At 72.2% G+C, this 15,330-nt stretch carries 16 protein-coding genes; 6 read left to right on the top strand and 10 right to left on the bottom strand.

All coding sequences use genetic code 11. The features are described from left to right. Positions 1 to 3 precede the first annotated feature (3 nt). Both VSH64_RS02195 and VSH64_RS02190 read left to right on the top strand, forming a co-directional pair. Complete coding sequence (locus tag VSH64_RS02195) at positions 4 to 927, top strand: pseudouridine-5'-phosphate glycosidase (RefSeq protein WP_326833759.1); 924 nt, start codon at positions 4 to 6, stop codon at positions 925 to 927. Then, complete coding sequence (locus tag VSH64_RS02190) at positions 924 to 1,793, top strand: carbohydrate kinase family protein (protein WP_326833758.1); 870 nt, start codon at positions 924 to 926, stop codon at positions 1,791 to 1,793. The genes VSH64_RS02195 and VSH64_RS02190 overlap by 4 nt, the downstream gene beginning before the upstream one ends. A gap of 104 nt (positions 1,794 to 1,897) precedes the next feature. Here the strand turns inward: VSH64_RS02190 and VSH64_RS02185 are convergent, their stop codons facing one another. Both VSH64_RS02185 and VSH64_RS02180 read right to left on the bottom strand, forming a co-directional pair. Then, positions 1,898 to 2,245 (bottom strand): DUF3099 domain-containing protein, encoded by a 348-nt coding sequence (locus VSH64_RS02185; protein ID WP_326833757.1) that lies wholly within the window; start codon positions 2,243 to 2,245, stop codon positions 1,898 to 1,900. 17 nt (positions 2,246 to 2,262) lie between these two features. Further along, complete coding sequence (locus tag VSH64_RS02180) at positions 2,263 to 3,528, bottom strand: amidohydrolase (protein ID WP_326837879.1); 1,266 nt, start codon at positions 3,526 to 3,528, stop codon at positions 2,263 to 2,265. A 28-nt stretch (positions 3,529 to 3,556) separates the two neighbouring features. Here VSH64_RS02180 and VSH64_RS02175 point away from each other — a divergent pair, with 28 nt between their 5' ends. The 4 genes from VSH64_RS02175 to VSH64_RS02160 all read left to right on the top strand — a co-directional run bounded on the left by VSH64_RS02175 (position 3,557) and on the right by VSH64_RS02160 (position 9,143). Further along, positions 3,557 to 5,071 (top strand): DUF7782 domain-containing protein, encoded by a 1,515-nt coding sequence (locus VSH64_RS02175; protein WP_326833756.1) that lies wholly within the window; start codon positions 3,557 to 3,559, stop codon positions 5,069 to 5,071. Continuing rightward, positions 5,068 to 5,493: a D-aminoacyl-tRNA deacylase gene (dtd, locus tag VSH64_RS02170; protein ID WP_326833755.1), complete on the top strand. Its 426-nt coding sequence runs from the start codon at positions 5,068 to 5,070 to the stop codon at positions 5,491 to 5,493. Before VSH64_RS02175 ends, dtd begins: the two co-directional genes overlap by 4 nt. 313 nt (positions 5,494 to 5,806) lie before the next feature. Further along, the gene (locus VSH64_RS02165) at positions 5,807 to 6,838 is read left to right on the top strand and encodes a sigma-70 family RNA polymerase sigma factor (RefSeq protein WP_326833754.1); all 1,032 of its coding nucleotides are present in this window, start codon (positions 5,807 to 5,809) and stop codon (positions 6,836 to 6,838) included. Positions 6,839 to 7,484: 646 nt separating this feature from the next. After that, on the top strand, positions 7,485 to 9,143 hold the full coding sequence (locus tag VSH64_RS02160; RefSeq protein ID WP_326833753.1) for a fumarate hydratase: 1,659 nt from the start codon (positions 7,485 to 7,487) through the stop codon (positions 9,141 to 9,143). A gap of 58 nt (positions 9,144 to 9,201) precedes the next feature. Here the strand turns inward: VSH64_RS02160 and VSH64_RS02155 are convergent, their stop codons facing one another. The 8 genes from VSH64_RS02155 to VSH64_RS02120 form a co-directional block, all read right to left on the bottom strand. Continuing rightward, positions 9,202 to 9,630 (bottom strand): MarR family winged helix-turn-helix transcriptional regulator, encoded by a 429-nt coding sequence (locus VSH64_RS02155; protein ID WP_326833752.1) that lies wholly within the window; start codon positions 9,628 to 9,630, stop codon positions 9,202 to 9,204. 1 nt (position 9,631) lies between these two features. Further along, positions 9,632 to 11,038: an MFS transporter gene (locus tag VSH64_RS02150; RefSeq protein ID WP_326833751.1), complete on the bottom strand. Its 1,407-nt coding sequence runs from the start codon at positions 11,036 to 11,038 to the stop codon at positions 9,632 to 9,634. A 162-nt stretch (positions 11,039 to 11,200) separates the two neighbouring features. Further along, positions 11,201 to 11,638 (bottom strand): SRPBCC family protein, encoded by a 438-nt coding sequence (locus VSH64_RS02145; protein ID WP_326833750.1) that lies wholly within the window; start codon positions 11,636 to 11,638, stop codon positions 11,201 to 11,203. Positions 11,639 to 11,829: 191 nt separating this feature from the next. After that, complete coding sequence (locus VSH64_RS02140) at positions 11,830 to 12,336, bottom strand: hypothetical protein (RefSeq protein WP_326833749.1); 507 nt, start codon at positions 12,334 to 12,336, stop codon at positions 11,830 to 11,832. A gap of 41 nt (positions 12,337 to 12,377) precedes the next feature. Beyond that, positions 12,378 to 12,884 (bottom strand): hypothetical protein, encoded by a 507-nt coding sequence (locus tag VSH64_RS02135; protein WP_326833748.1) that lies wholly within the window; start codon positions 12,882 to 12,884, stop codon positions 12,378 to 12,380. A gap of 65 nt (positions 12,885 to 12,949) precedes the next feature. Further along, positions 12,950 to 13,618 carry a phosphonatase-like hydrolase gene (locus VSH64_RS02130; RefSeq protein WP_326833747.1) on the bottom strand — a complete coding sequence of 223 codons (669 nt, stop codon included), beginning with the start codon at positions 13,616 to 13,618 and terminating at the stop codon, positions 12,950 to 12,952. Further along, positions 13,615 to 14,733: a TIGR03364 family FAD-dependent oxidoreductase gene (locus VSH64_RS02125; protein ID WP_326833746.1), complete on the bottom strand. Its 1,119-nt coding sequence runs from the start codon at positions 14,731 to 14,733 to the stop codon at positions 13,615 to 13,617. Before VSH64_RS02125 ends, VSH64_RS02130 begins: the two co-directional genes overlap by 4 nt. A gap of 120 nt (positions 14,734 to 14,853) precedes the next feature. After that, entirely contained in the window at positions 14,854 to 15,234 is a 381-nt protein-coding gene (locus tag VSH64_RS02120; protein ID WP_326833745.1) for a DoxX family protein, read from the bottom strand. Between the last annotated feature and the right edge of the window lie 96 nt (positions 15,235 to 15,330).

Below are 15,330 nucleotides of genomic sequence, written 5' to 3'. Positions count from 1 at the left end.
TTCGTGACCACAGAACTCTTCGTCCACGGGGAAGTCGCCTCGGCGTTGCGTGACGGCCACCCCGTCGTCGCCCTCGAGAGCACCATCCTGTCGCACGGGTTGCCCCACCCCCGCAACCTCGACGTCGCCCACCGGCTCGAGCAGGTGGTACGCGCCGGCGGCGCCGTCCCCGCCACGATCGCCGTGCTCGACGGGCGCCCGGTGATCGGCCTGTCGCCCGCCGAGCTGGAGCGCGTGTGCCGGCCCGGCGCCGGGCTGGACAAGCTCTCCCTGCGCGACCTCGGCCCGGCCGTGGGCCTCGGCCGCTCGGGCGCCACCACCGTGGCCGGCACGTCGGCGCTGGCCGCGCGCGCCGGGATCGGCGTGTTCGCCACCGGCGGCCTCGGCGGCGTGCACCTCGGCGCGGCGCAGAGCTGGGACGTGTCCGCCGACCTCGGGGTGCTCGCGAAGGTGCCGACGGTGGTGGTCTGCTCGGGCGTGAAGTCCGTGCTCGACATCGCCGCGACGCTGGAGGTGCTGGAAACGAACTCCGTGCCGGTGCTGGGCTACCGCACCGACGAGTTCCCCGCGTTCTACCTGCGCTCCTCGGGCCACCCGGTGGCCTGGCGCGTGGACGACGCGAAGGAAGCCGCCGCCGTGATCGCCGCGCACCGGGCGTACGCGGATTCCGGGGTGCTGCTCACGAATCCGATTCCGGAAGAGTCCGAAATGGACCGTGCACTGCACGACCGGCTGCTGGCCGACGGGCTCGCGAAGCTGCGTGAAGACGGCGTGCACGGCTCCGACGTGACGCCGGTGCTGCTGGAGCACTTCCACACCGCGAGCGGCGGCGTGAGCATCGACGCCAACGAGGCTTTGGTGCTCAACAACGCGAAGCTCGCCACCGAGGTCGCGGTGGCCCTCGCCGCGCGGGAGGACCGGGCGTGACCGGCATCGTGGTGGTCGGCGACGCCGGCCTCGACGTGGTCGCGCGCCACGACCTGCCGCTGCCCCACGGCGGCGACGCCCGCGCGAAGATCCGCTTCACCGGCGGCGGCTCGGGCGCGAACACCGCGCTGTGGCTGCGGTTCCTGGGCGCCGACACCACGCTCGTGGCCCGCATCGGCGACGACTCCGGCGGCCGGCTGGTCACGGCCGAGCTGGAAGCGGCCGGCGTGCGCTGCGCGTTCGCGCTCGACCCCGACGCGGCCACCTGCTGCGTGGTGGTGATGGTGGACGCCGACGGCCAGCGCAGCATGCTCGCCGACCGCGGCGCGAACCAGCGCTTCCGGCCCGAGGACGTGACCCCCGAGTCGCTGGCCGGCGCGAGCCACCTGCACCTCTCCGGTTACGTGCTGCTCGACCCGCCTTCGCGTCCCGCCGGCCTCGCCGCGCTGGCGGCGGCCAAGGAAGCCGGGCTCACCACGTCCGTCGACCCGCAGGCCGCCGCCCACATCCACGACCCCGCCGCCTTCCTCGACGACGTGCGCGGCACCGACCTGCTCATGCCCAACACCGAGGAGCTCGTGGCGCTCACGGGTTCGGCCGATCCCCTGTCGGCCAAGGAACTTCTCTCCACCGTCGGCGCGGTGGTCGTCACGGCCGGCCTCGACGGCGCCACCTGGGTCGACGCCCACGGGGTGACCACCGTTCCCGCGATCGAAACCGAATGCCTGGACTCCACCGGCGCGGGCGACGCCTTCGACGCCGGCGTGCTCACCACCTGGCTCGCCGGCGGGTCCACAGTGGACGTGCTGCGCGAGGGCACCCGCCTGGGTGCGCTGGCCGTGAGCCGCGTCGGGCCCCAACCCTGACCCACCAGCCCTGACCCACCAGCCCTGACGCGGCGCGCCTGAGCCGGCGCCGCGGCTCGTGAGTGCTGCCGTCGATCGCGGCGGCAGCGCTCACGGACCGGGCCTCAGCCGTCGATCACCCGGTGCTCACGCTGCTCGATCTGCTTCGCCTCGGCCTGGTACCGGTTCACGTTCTGCGTCTTGCGCGGCGGCCGGTCGTTGGCGATCAGCACCGCGATCCACGGCAGCGGCACGGAGATCACCAGGAACGTGAGCGCGAGCCACCACGTGTGGTAGGTCAGCCCGGCCAGGATCAGGCACGGAATGCGGCACACCATCATGATGATGTACTTCTTCTTGCGCGCGGCGAGCTGGACTTCGTAGGACGGTTCTGCCTCGGTGATCAGCACCGGGGCCGGGCGGGGATCCGAACCTTGGGCGGGCTCGTTCACAGCACCACCTCCACCGTCCATGCTCCCACTCCGGGCCCTCATCCGACACCCGGGTGCGACATCCGTGACAGCGCGGCGAGGACCAAGGTCTCCACGCCCGCGCGCAGCGTCGGGTGCAGGATCGGCGCGAAGCGCGGCGAGTGGTTCGACGGGATGTCGGTCTCGAAGCGGCCCTCGGTCATCGCCGTGATCACCTCCTGCGGTTCGAGGCCCCCGACCAGCCAGAACACCGATCCCACACCGGCCGCCGCGCCGAACTCGCCGAAGTCCTCGCTGCCGGTCACGAGCGGCGCCGGCAGCACGGTGCCCTCGGCGAAGTGCCCGCGGAACACCTCGGTGAGCTCGTCGGAAGTGGTCTCGTCGTTCGAGGTCGCGGGGTAGGAGTTGAGCAGCTCGATCGTGGGCGGCTTCGGTGCGTTCGCGCCCACGGCCTCGGCGTTCGCGATGCGTTCGATGGCCGCGCGCAGCCGCAGCAGCACCGCGTCGTCGAAGGCGCGGGTGTTGACCTCGAGCACGGCGTCGTCGGCGATCACGTTGCCGACCGAGCCGACGTGCAGCGAGCCGACCGTGACCACGGCCGGTTCGGTGGCCGCGACCTCGCGCGAGACCACCGTCTGCAGCTTCAGCACCACCGACGCCGCCATCACCGCCGGGTCGACGGTGGTCTCGGGCCGCGAGCCGTGACCGCCGCGCCCGTGCAGCGTGATGCGCAGCGTGTCGGAGGCCGCCATGAGCACGCCGGGCCGGGTGAGGACCCAGCCGGCCGGAGCGGGCGCGAGGTGCTGGCCGAAGACCACGTCGGGGCGGCCGGCGAGGTCGAACAGGCCCGCGGCGATCATCTCCGTCGCGCCGCCGCTGCCCTCCTCCGCGGGCTGGAACACGACCAGCAGCGTGCCGGACCAGTCCTCGCGCGCGGCGGCGAGCAGGCTCGCGGCGCCCGAGAGCCAGGTGGCGTGCATGTCGTGGCCGCAGGCGTGCATCACCGGCACCTCGTTGCCCGCTTCGTCGACGCCGTGCGCGGTGCTCGCGTAGTCGAGGCCGGTCTTCTCCTCGACCGGCAGCGCGTCGATGTCCGCGCGCAGCATCACCGTGGGGCCCTCGCCGTTGCGCAGCACGCCGACCACGCCGGTGCGCCCGACACCGGTGTGGACCTCGAACCCGTCGGCCTCGAGCCGGCGCGCGAGCTCGGCCGCGGTGCGCGTCTCGGCGAACGCCAGCTCGGGATGGCGGTGGAAGTCGACGTAGAGCGCCTCCAGGCCGGGCAGGGCCGCGGCGAGCGGAGCGAGGACACGTTCGGGAGTCACAGCGTCCATCGTGGCAGGCTTACTCCCCGTGAGCACGAACACGCCTCTGCCCGACCTGTCCGACGACGTCTGCGCCCGCCTGCGCGAGGCCTTCCGGCGCGCCGCCTACGACGCCGACGGGGTCGTCGACGCCCTCGGCGGCGCGGCCCACGCGGCACTGGGCCGCGGCGAGCCCGAGCCCGCCCGGCGCGCGAGCCTCGACGCGGGTGACCTCGGCACGCTCGTGCGGCTGTTCCTCCTCGGCCTCCCGGAGTCCGAAAAGTCCGTCGAGTCCGCTTTTTCGCCGCTGACACCGGAAGCCGCCGTGGCCGCGGGGATCCTCGCCGCCGACACCGACGGCTACCGCGCCGCGCTCGACATCCGCCCCCACGGCGACGAGGAGGGCTCGTGGTGGGTCGTGGCCGACCTCGACGCCGACATGCTCGGCCACGTCGTGCCGGAGGACCACGTGCTCGGCGTGGGCCACGCGTCGCTCAGCCTCATCCGCGCCACCAGCCGCCGGCCGGTCGGCACGCTGCTCGACGTGGGCACCGGCAACGGCGTGCAGGCCCTGCACGCCACGCGCCACGCCCAGCGCGTGACAGCCACCGACGTGTCCGCGCGGGCGCTCGCGCTGGCGGCCGGCACGTTCCGGCTCAACGAACTCGACGTGGAGCTGGTGCGCGGCGAGTGGTTCGCGCCGGTCGCGCGGCGCCGGTTCGACCAGATCGTGTGCAACCCGCCGTTCGTGGTCGGACCTCCGCGCGTGGACTACACCTATCGCGACTCCGGCCTGGCCGGCGACGACGCCAGCGCGCTCGTGGTGCGCCAGCTGCCGGGCTTCCTCAACGACGGCGGCACCGGACAGCTGCTGGCCTCCTGGCTGCACACCGGCGGCGAAGACTGGTCCGATCGGGTGGCGCGCTGGCTGCCGGCGGAGACGGACGCGTGGTTCGTGCAGCGTGACGTGGCCGACCCCGCGCTGTACGTGGGCACCTGGCTGCGCGACGAAGGCATCGACCCGCGCTCGCCCGAAGGCCGGGTGAAGGCGGCCGCGTGGCTCGACTGGTTCGCCGAGAACCGCGTGCAGGGCATCGGCTTCGGCTTCGTCACGCTGCGGCGCGCGGCCGGGCGCACGCCCACCGTGGTGTGCGAGGACCTGCGCCAGGCCTACGACGACCCGCTGGGTCCGGAGGCGGCCGACTGGCTCGACCGCGTGGAGTGGCTGCGCACGGAGGGCGACCACCTGATGGACGTGGCGTTCCGCGTGCCCGACTCCGTGCTGCTCGAACGCGTCGACTCCCCCGGCGACGAGGGCTGGGAGACCACCGTGCGGCGCCTGCACCGCACCGACGGGCCCGGCTGGCAGCACGAGGTCGACGAGCTCCTCACGCGGCTGCTCGCGGGCTGCCGGGGCGTGCTGGCGCTGGAGGACCTCGTGGAGCTGCTGGCGGCCGCGCAGGGCCTGGACCCGGCCGAGCTGGCCGCGGCCGCGCTGCCGGTGGTGCGGGAGCTCGTGCGGCACGGGATGCTCGTGCCGGCTTCGGTCTCGTCGACTCGGTGAGGGCGGTCGCGGCGCGCGTCACCCGGGCGAAGGTGACGGTCGGCGACGAAGTGACGGGCGCCCTCGAAGAACCGGGTCTGTTGGTGCTGCTGGGAATTCACGCCGACGACGATCAGTCGAAAGCCGCGACGATGGCGCGCAAGCTCCACGAACTGCGGATTCTGCGTGACGAGCAGTCGTGCGCCACCGCGGGTGCGCCGTTGCTGGTGGTGTCCCAGTTCACGCTCTACGGCGACACGCGCAAGGGCCGCCGGCCGTCCTTTGTCGCCGCCGCGCGCCCGGAAGTGGCCGAGCCGCTGGTGGACGCCGTGGTGCGGGAGCTGCGGGCGCGCGGGGCGTCCGTGGCCACCGGACGCTTCGGCGCGATGATGGCGGTGGAGAGCGTGAACGACGGTCCGTTCACGCTTCTCATTGAGGTCTAGACCACTACTCTCCCGGTGTCCGGGAACGGATCCGGCCGGTAAGTGGTTCACCCACCGAGCGGATTCTCATGGAATTCTCATGATTATTCCCGTTGTGGCGCGCTTCTCAGCAAAAGCTCAGTTTTGGTGGAGCAACCGGGCGGTGGGTGTGCCCGTCCTTTCTTCAGAGGCCGGGAACGTTTTGGAAACCCGGCGCGTTATCACAAGTGTCCAGCTAAGCCGGCTGGGTCGGCGGTCAGGGTTTCCACAGGGCCCGACACCGAAGGCGCAGCACAGGCGAGACACGTTCAGCCCGTGACCGGGGAGGCAGAGAATGTCAGTCCAGACTCTCGAACGCGAAGCGCGCGGGATTCGCGAGCGTGGGATTCCAGCACAGCAGAACGAGGAGCCCGCGAGTGTGGGGACGCTCACGGATGCCGACCTCGACGCCCAAAGCCCGGCTGCCGACCTGGTGCGCGTGTACCTGAACGGCATCGGCAAGACCGCGCTGCTCACCGCGGCCGACGAGGTCGAGCTCGCGAAGCGCATCGAGGCGGGCGTGTTCGCGCAGCACATGCTCGACACCGCCGAAAGCCTCACGACCAAGCGCCGCACCGAGCTCACCGCGCTGGTGCGCGACGGGCACGTGGCGAAGAACCACCTGCTGGAGGCCAACCTCCGCCTCGTGGTCTCGCTCGCGAAGCGCTACACCGGCCGGGGGATGCCGCTGCTCGACCTGATCCAGGAGGGGAACCTGGGTCTGATCCGCGCGGTGGAGAAGTTCGACTACTCCAAGGGGTTCAAGTTCTCGACCTACGCCACCTGGTGGATCCGCCAGGCCATCACCAGGGGGATGGCCGACCAGGGTCGCACCATCCGGCTGCCGGTCCACCTCGTGGAGCAGGTCAACAAGCTCGCCCGCATCCGCCGCGACCTGCACCAGCAGCTCGGCCGTGACGCGACGCACGACGAGCTGGCCGCCGAGTCCGGCATCCCGGTGCACAAGATCTCGGATCTGCTCGACCAGTCCCGCGACCCGGTGAGCCTCGACATGCCCGTGGGCGCCGAGGAAGACGCCCCGCTCGGCGACTTCATCGAGGACTCCGAAGCGACCGACGCCGAAAGCGCCGTGATCTCCGGTCTCCTGCAGGACGACCTGCGCCGCGTGCTCGCCACCCTCGACGACCGCGAACAGCACGTCATCCGCCTGCGCTACGGCCTCGACGACGGCCAGCCCCGCACGCTCGACCAGATCGGCAAGCACTTCGGTCTCTCGCGCGAGCGCGTGCGCCAGATCGAGCGCGAGGTCATGGCGAAACTCCGCCAGGGCGAGCGCGCCGAGCGCCTGCGCGCTTACGCCTCCTGATTCGTAGCCAGTCCGAAGACCCCGTGGCCCCCGGTCCACGGGGTCTTCGGCGTTTGCGGCACGGGTTCCTCCAGCGCGGCAGGCGAACGACACCGGCGGTTGGTGACCGGGTGCGGCGTGCTCGCGAAGAGCGCTTGCCCAAGCCCACGTCAGGTGTCTCCTGGGGGTCGAACCCCCAGACGCCTGCCAGGGGAGCAAGCCCCTGGACCCCCGGGTGGCTGCCTTCCCCAATTGACCGAACTCGAAGACCCCGCGGCCTTGACCGCGGGGTCTTCGGCGTTCCGATGGCCTTTCGCCGGCGCGGCAGGCGAACGATCACCGGCGTTTGAGGCGGTTGGTGACTGGGTAGCAAGCAGTGGGCGACACCCGTTCGGCCGCGTTGACTTATGACCTACGTCACGAGACTGTCGTGCTAGGCGAACGGAACGCCAGGTGTGAGCCACGCGGCGGGTGTCCTCACCCGGCCGCTTTCCCGGGAGGTCGGGTCCGTCGGGGTGGGCCCGGCCTCCCGAACCAAACCCCGCGTGACGCCCCCGCGGGGAAACCCGGTGAGTGCCTTGCGACACAGTCGTCGCGCGGGTGTGCGGGCCGCCGGCGGGCGCTGAGTACCGTGGTCGGATCCCGATCAGGGCAAAGGAGCCTGGCTGTGCCGTCCACCACGTTTCAGCACACGGAAGTCCTGCCGCTCGGCAAGGACACCACCACCGAGTACCGGCTCGTCACGGCCGACGGCGTCGAAACCGTCGAGGCCGCCGGCCGGAAGTTCCTCAAGGTCGACCCCGCGGCGCTGACCACGCTCGCGCGCACCGCCATCACGGACATCCAGCACCTGTTGCGTACGTCACACCTGCAGCAGCTGCGGGCGATCGTCGACGACCCCGAGGCGAGCGGCAACGACCGGTTCGTCGCGATGGACCTGCTGCGCAACGCGGCCATCTCGGCCGGCGGTGTGCTGCCGATGTGCCAGGACACCGGCACGGCGATCGTCATCGGCAAGCGCTCGGAAGGCGTGCTCACCGGCGGAGACGACGAACGGGCCCTGTCGGAAGGCATCTTCGACGCCTACCAGCAGCTGAACCTGCGCTACTCGCAGATGGCGCCGACCACGTTCTGGGACGAGCGCAACACCGGCACCAACCTGCCGGCGCAGGTCGAGCTGTACCACAAGGACGGCGAAGGCGACCCGTCCTACGAGTTCCTGTTCATGGCCAAGGGCGGCGGGAGCGCGAACAAGACGTTCCTGTACCAGGAGACCAAGGCCGTGCTGAACCCGAAGCGGCTCGCGCGGTTCCTGGACGAGAAGCTGCGCAGCCTCGGCACCGCGGCCTGCCCGCCGTACCACCTGGCGATCGTCGTCGGCGGCATGTCGGCGGAGTTCAACCTGAAGGTCGCGAAGCTCGCTTCCGCGCGCTACCTCGACACGCTGCCGACCGAGGGTTCCGAGCTGGGCCACGCGTTCCGCGACCCGAGCCTCGAGCAGCAGGTGCTGGAGATGACGCGCCAGTTCGGCATCGGCGCGCAGTTCGGCGGCAAGTACTTCTGCCACGACGTGCGCGTGATCCGGCTGCCCCGCCACGGCGCGAGCTGCCCGGTCGGCATCGCGGTCTCGTGCTCGGCCGACCGCCAGGCCAAGGCGAAGATCACCTCCGACGGCGTGTTCATCGAGCAGCTCGAGCGCGACCCGGCGCAGTTCCTGCCCGACGTGACCGAGGACGACCTGTCCGACGAGGTCGTGAGCGTGGACCTCAACCGCCCGATGGCCGAGATCCGCGCGCAGCTTTCGCAGCTGCCGGTGAAGACGCGGCTGTCGCTGTCCGGGCCGCTGGTCGTGGCGCGCGACATCGCGCACGCGAAGATCGCCGAGCGGCTCGACGCGGGCGAGGAGATGCCGCAGTACCTCAAGGACCACCCGGTGTACTACGCCGGCCCGGCGAAGACACCCGAGGGCTACGCGTCCGGCTCGTTCGGCCCCACCACGGCCGGGCGCATGGACTCCTACGTGGAGCAGTTCCAGGCCGCCGGCGGCTCGATGGTGATGCTCGCGAAGGGCAACCGCTCGAAGCAGGTCACCGCCGCGTGCCAGAACCACGGCGGCTTCTACCTCGGCTCGATCGGCGGCCCGGCCGCGCGGCTGGCCAAGGACTGCATCAAGAAGGTCGACGTGCTCGAGTACGCCGAGCTCGGCATGGAAGCGGTCTGGAAGATCGAGGTCGAGGACTTCCCCGCGTTCATCGTGATCGACGACAAGGGCAACGACTTCTTCGCGGCCACCAGCGAACCGGTGCTGCAGATCAGCTTCCGCTAGCCGGATACAGCTGCGCCCCGCCCACCATTGTCCGTCCGGTGGGCGGGGCGCAGCTGTCTCAGTCGTCGGCGACCTGGGCGATGAGGCGGTCGAGTTCGGCCAGCTCCGCGGACGACAGCGCGAGCATCGACTTCGGCGGCTCGCCCAGGATGCGCTCGGCCTGCGCGGCGGCCACGGCGCCCGGGGCCGTGACGGTGACCACGCGGCTGCGCCGGTCCTCCGGGTGCGGCTCGCGCAGCACGAGGCCGCGGCGCACGAGCTCGTCCACCACGTGCGTGGTGTAGGGCCGGTCGGTGTTGAGCTGCTCGGTGAGCTCGCTCATCGTCAGCGGCCGCGCCGCGACCCGGCGCAGCGCCTTGATCTTGATGAAGCTCATGCCGAGCGCCTCGCACACCTCGCGCTTGCGTTCGTGGCGGTCGAGCACGAGCGCGCGCATCCGCGCCCACACGCGCTTCGCGACTTCGTCGTCGGAGTCCGGGCGGCTCATGTCAGGCTCGCACCAGCCCCGCGCCGGCGTCTTCCTCCAGGGCGATGCTGCGCGCGGTCGCGTGGGCCCAGCGCGTGGTCGTGACGAGTCCGAGCACGACCACCAGCAGACCGCAGCCGCCGATGATCCACCACCCGGCGTGGCTCGCGGCCGGCAGACCGCTCGCGAACGGCCCCTGCACCCGCGCGGTCACCACCGCGCCGATCACGGCGACACCCAGCGACGTGCCGACCTGGCGGCTCGTGGACGCGATGGCGGCGGCCACCCCGGCCTGCGCGCGGGGCATGCCGGACACCGCCGCGTAGGTGATCGGGGCGTTGACCAGGCCGAACCCGATGCCGAACACCACGTAGGCGATCATCAGCCGCCACAGCGGCGTCGAGGCGGACAGGTCGAGCATCAGCAGCGCGCCGATCACCGTGCCGAGCCCCGCGCCGACCAGCGGCAACCGCGCGCCGCGGGTGCCCACGAGCCGGCCGGAGATGGGCGCGCAGACCGCGCACATGATGGCCATCGGCAGCGTGAGCAGGCCCGCGTGCAGCGCGCTGTAACCGCGGGTGTCCTGCAGGTACAGCGAGTTGAGGAAGAGGAACCCGGCCATCGCCGCGATGCCGGACACCGCCGTGAGCGTGGCGCCGGAGAACGGCGCGCTGCGGAAGAACCGGGGTTCCAGCAGGGGTTCCGCACGGCGGCGTTCGTACGGCACGAACACGGCCACCGCCACGAGCGCGAGCACGAAGGAGACGAGGATCTGCGGGGAGCCGTAGCCGAGGTCGCGGCCTTCGATGATGCCGTAGGTGAGGCCGGCGAGGAACACGATCACCAGCAGCTGCCCCACCGGGTCGAGCCGGCGCGGCCGCGGCGCGCGCGACTCCGGCACGAACACCGCCGTGAGCACGACCGCGGCGATGACCACCGGCACGTTGATCCAGAAGATCGACCGCCAGCCGGCCGCGCCCACGAGCGCGCCGCCCAGGACCGGGCCGATCGCCATGGACAGGCCCATCGTGGCGCCCCACATGCCGATGGCGCGCCCGCGCTCCTTCGGGTCGGTGAACGTGTTGGTGATGATGGACATCGCCACCGGGTTGAGCATCGAGCCGCCGATGGCCTGCAGCGCACGGAACGCGATGAGCAGGCCCACGCTCGGCGCGACACCGCACAGCAGCGAACCGAGCCCGAACAGCACCAGCCCCGTCTGGAACGTGCGCCGGCGGCCGAGCCGGTCGGCCGTGGAACCCGAGAGCATCAGCAGGCTCGCGAGCACGAGCGTGTAGGCGTCGATCGTCCACTGCAGACTCGACACGGAAGCGCCGAGGTCGTGCTGGATGGAGGGCAGCGCCAGGTTCACGATGGTGTTGTCGAGCCCCACGATGAACAGGCTCGTGCAACAGACGGCCAGCACCATCTGCCGACGCCGCCGGCTGAGCTCCGGCGCTGCGCCACCCAAGACGGCCCCACTCAACACGGCACCCCACCAAAAGTAGTTGCTAAATCCTAACATTTAGCACACTACAACTAACTGTTCGCCGCTACCGCCGAACGCGGTACAGCTCACGCCGCATTGCGGTCAGCCCGGGAACATCTTCGTAAGCCGGGCGAGGGTCTTCTCGATGCCCTCGGCGTTGCGCTTCGGGAAACCCGTCAGCTCCAGCGCCAGCGGCGAGCGGGCCGTGGAGTAGTCGAACGTCTCGGTCACGGTCGTCTTGCCCGCACCGGCGGGCTCGAGCAGCCAGCGCCAGCGGTGACCCATCAGGTGCCGCCACGCGATGAGCCGGTTCTCCTCGAACTCGACCACGGTGTTGCTGATCCGGTAGGGCGCGCCGAGCTTCATGTCCATGCCGAACTTCGCGCCGAGCGAAAGCCGGCCGGGCGCGTCGTCACGGCTGGAGCGCACGGTGCCCGAACCGTCGATGAGCGCGTGGTTGGCGGGGTCGGCGAGCAGGTCGAAGATCTGCTCGGGGGCGGCGGAGACGAGCGCGGTGCGCGAGACCTGGCGAGTACCCATGGCCGGTGAGCCTAGGGCCCCGCAGGTGGGCCCACGATTCGAGCGCGGGCACCCACGGTTGGAGATCACGGTTGGAGATCACCCGGGTGCCGCCGGGGCGGGCGGCAGCCGGGTGACCGTCCGGCCGGTGCCGCGCGGCTCGGGGCGGTGGCCCCCCGAACGAGCCGCGCGGCGCCGGCCGAGCGAAGCCGTCACCGAGGCGGCGACTGCTTCAGGACCACCGTGCGCTCGCCGAGCGGCGCGGCGAGCGCCACGGAGAGATAGGGGTAGCGCAAGTCCATCGTGCACATCTGGCCGGTCTGCGCCTTGGTCTCGCTCAGGTCCACGACCACGCGCTGCGCGGTCTGCTCGATCGCCTCGCCGAGGGCGTGGCCGCAGCCGCCCTCTTCGGCGCGGACGTTGAGGATCGTGCCGCCGTTGGCCGTGTAGACCTCGTGCGGGAACCCGGACGGCAGCGCGGTGGCGTCGACCTTGCCGGCGGGCACCGGCGTGCTGCCGGCCGGCACCTCGAGCCGCGGTTTGCCCGTGGGGTTCGGTGGTGCCGGGGGCATCGCCGACGGTGAGGTCGTCACGCTGCCGCTCGGCGCCACGGAGTCGCCCCCGGACGCGGGATGGGTGGCCATGGTCTCCTGGCCGCCGCAGGCTGTCACCGTGGCGAGGATCAAGCCCGTGCCGACCAGCTTCGTCAAGTACCTCATGCAGTCAGGACGGAACCGGGGCCGCGGCGGGTTGCACGCGCTCACGAACCGGGTTCGAGAACCAGCTTGCGGCCGCCGAGCGGCTCGGCCAGCGGCACCGGCAGCGACACCTCGCGCACGTGCATGGGGCACATCTGGCCGCGGGGCGCCTTGGTCACGGTCACGACCACCACGGCCCGCTGCGCCGTCTCCTCGCCGGCGGCGGCCATGATGTGGTCGCAGCCCGCTTCGTCGGCGTGGATGACCACGACCTTGCCGCCCTGCGCGAGCGTCACGTCGTGCGGGTAGCCGCCGGGCAGCGCCGAAGCGTCGATCTGGCCGGCGGCCGGGGCGGTGTCGCCGGGCGGCGTGCCCTGCGTCGGGCGGCTCTGCGGCGGGCCGGACGGGGGCTCGGCCGAGGAAGGCGTGGTCGGCGGCGGCACCGGGGGTGTCGTGATCTGCGACGTCGAAGGCGGCGCCGAAGCAGCCCCGCCCGTTCCGGTCGGGGTCGCTCCTCCGCCGCACGCCGCGGCGCCCAGCAGCACCGCGCTCACACCCAGGACTTTCACCGTTGTCCGCATACCGTGCGGACGGAGTGCAGGGCGGGCCGGTTGCACGCGCCGAGCAGAATCTTTCAGCCGAGCACGTCCGGCAGATCACGCACGGAGTCGAGCACGTGCGTCGCCCCGGCTTCGCGGAGTTCCGCGCGGGTGCCGGCGCCGGTCAGCACCCCGGCCACCACGCGCGCGCCCGCGGACAGCCCGGTGCGCACGTCCGAGGGCGTGTCGCCGGCGACGGCCACGTTGCGCACGTCGGTGATGCCCAGCCGCAGCACGGCGGTGAGCACGAGGTCGGGGAACGGGCGCCCGCGCACGCCCTCGCCCGGCGCGAGGGTGAGGTCGGCGAGGTCGCGCCAGCCCAGCGCCGCGAGGATCGCCCGCTGGGTCACGGCCGCGAAGCCGGTGGTCAGCGCCACCTTCACGCCGCCGTGGCGCAGGCCGCGGACCACGTCCTCGGCGCCCGGCACCGGCTTGCACTCCCCCGCGGCGACGAGCCGGGCGTAGGCGCGCTCGAATTCGGCGTTGGCGCGCTGCGCGAGCTCTTCGGTGGGCAGCAGCGCGCGGAAGACGGTGATCTTCGACTGGCCCATGGTGGCGTGCACGTGGGCGAGCATCGCCGGGAAGCGCTCGTCCACTTCGGACACTCCGGCGCTCGCGATCGCGGCGGTGAAGGCGCGCACCACGAGCCCGTCGTCGACCACGGTGGTGCCGGCCAGGTCCAGCACCACGAGCTCGGTGGTCACAGGCCCAGCTCCCGCGCGGTGTCCTCGGCGATCGCCGGCGAGCACGTCATGCCGCGCCCGCCGGGGCCGGTCACGAGGAAAGCGTTGTCCGCCAGGCGTTCCCGGTGCACGATCGCCGCCGGGTCGAGCGCCTGGGCGTACACCCCAGCCCAACGCCGGCGAATCCGCGGCAAGGGCCGGCCCAGCAGCGCACCGGCGACCTCGGCGAGGTGCTCGTACGGATCTTCGGTCACGTCGAAACCGAAGGGCTGCTCGTACTCGTGCGTGTCGCCGATGGTGAGCGAACCGTCGAGACGCTGCACCATGAGCAGCTGCATCGCGTGCGCGGCGGCGGTTTCGCCCTGCGGCTGGGTGCGGCCGAGCTCGGCCAGCGCGTCGCCGCGGAAGGCGGGGTAGTACCGGAAGCTGTCGGCGTCGGCGACGCTGGTGGTCAGCGTCTCGCCGAGCGGCTCGGTCTGGGCCATCTGCAGGCGCACGCGGCGCACGGGCAGCTCTCCGGCCAGCTCGCGCACGAGGCCGCCGAGCCACGCGCCGGTGCAGAAGATCACCACGTCGCCTTCGTGGTGCTCGCCGTGGTCGTCGGTGACCCCGGTGTTCGTGAGCGCGCGCACTTCGCGGCCGGGCAGCCAGGTGTGGCGGCCGGTCTTCGCCAGCGCCGCGCGCAGGGCGGGCTGGGCGGTGCGCGGTTCCACGGCCGCGTCGCGCTCGCACCAGAGCGCGGCGGTGAAGTCCCCGCGCAGCGCGGGATTCAGCCGGCGGGTCTCCTCCGGCGTGAGCAGCTCGAAGCCGCGCTCGGCCGCGTCGGGTTTCGCCACGGCGGCCTCGGCGACGGCGCGTTCGGCGTCGGTGCGCAGGACGGTGAGCGAGCCGTTCGGGCGGAAGCCCAGCGCCGGCGTCCGCTCGGCGATCTCCTGCCACAGCTCGCGGGCCCGCAGCGCCGTGGCGAGTTCCGGCCCGTCCGCGCGGCCGCTCACCCACACGAGGCCGAAGTTGCGCACGGACGCGCCCCGGGCCTCGGGTTCGCGTTCGAGCTGCACCACGTCATGCCCTCGGCCGACGGCTTGCCACGCGTGCATGGTCCCCAGCACGCCCCCACCCACGATCAGTACTCGCACGCCCGCCACGGTCGCGTCCGGGCGGGAATGGCGGTTGGCGTCCGGGGGAACGGGAAGTGAAGACGTGGCGGTCGGTTGAGTGGGTTGTTCCGGATCGTCCGGCCCATCCGGGTCAGCCGCTCAGAGGCGGCCGGTCGCCACGAACACGGCGACGGCGGCGATGAGCACGTTGGCCGACACGTTGCGCCATTCCGCGGGCTTGTGCCGCGTGATCGCGAGGCGCGCGTGCATGGCCATGGCGCCGATCATCACCACGACCAGGCCCACCGCGGCCCAGCCGGTGAGGCTCGGCGCGATGCCGGTGAGCTGCGGCAGGATCAGGCCGAGCACCGCCACGAGCTCGCAGATCGCGGCGAAGCGCACCACCGGCAGCGGGTAGGCGGCGGCGCCGGTCTGGCCGGTTTCGAGCAGCCGCTCGCGCGACATCGTGGACTTGAGCGCGCCCGACAGGGCGAACAGCAGGGCCAGCGCGATCTGCGCGGTCCAGAGTGCGGTGTTCACGGGGGTCTCCCTTCCAACGGCGGTCTCGGAGGTGACGACGCCGAGGGGCGAGGTGTGACACAGCCGGTCCGACACGGCGGTGGCTGTGGTTCGCTT

It is taken from the genome of Amycolatopsis rhabdoformis (genome assembly GCF_035918295.1).
Classification (GTDB): Bacteria; Actinomycetota; Actinomycetes; order Mycobacteriales; family Pseudonocardiaceae; genus Amycolatopsis; species Amycolatopsis rhabdoformis.
The sequence above is the reverse complement of the archived record's forward strand: the minus strand, read 5'-3'. Positions and strand labels throughout refer to the sequence as shown.

Excerpts from the sequence above, each read along its gene's own strand:
- VSH64_RS02185 (WP_326833757.1), bottom strand. The coding sequence starts at position 2,245 with ATGGACGGTGGAGGTGGTGCTGTGAACGAGCCCGCCCAAGGTTCGGAT.
- VSH64_RS02165 (WP_326833754.1), top strand. The coding sequence starts at position 5,807 with ATGTCAGTCCAGACTCTCGAACGCGAAGCGCGCGGGATTCGCGAGCGT.
- VSH64_RS02155 (WP_326833752.1), bottom strand. The coding sequence starts at position 9,630 with ATGAGCCGCCCGGACTCCGACGACGAAGTCGCGAAGCGCGTGTGGGCG.
- VSH64_RS02150 (WP_326833751.1), bottom strand. The coding sequence starts at position 11,038 with ATGGTGCTGGCCGTCTGTTGCACGAGCCTGTTCATCGTGGGGCTCGAC.
- VSH64_RS02145 (WP_326833750.1), bottom strand. The coding sequence starts at position 11,638 with ATGGGTACTCGCCAGGTCTCGCGCACCGCGCTCGTCTCCGCCGCCCCC.
- VSH64_RS02140 (WP_326833749.1), bottom strand. The coding sequence starts at position 12,336 with ATGAGGTACTTGACGAAGCTGGTCGGCACGGGCTTGATCCTCGCCACG.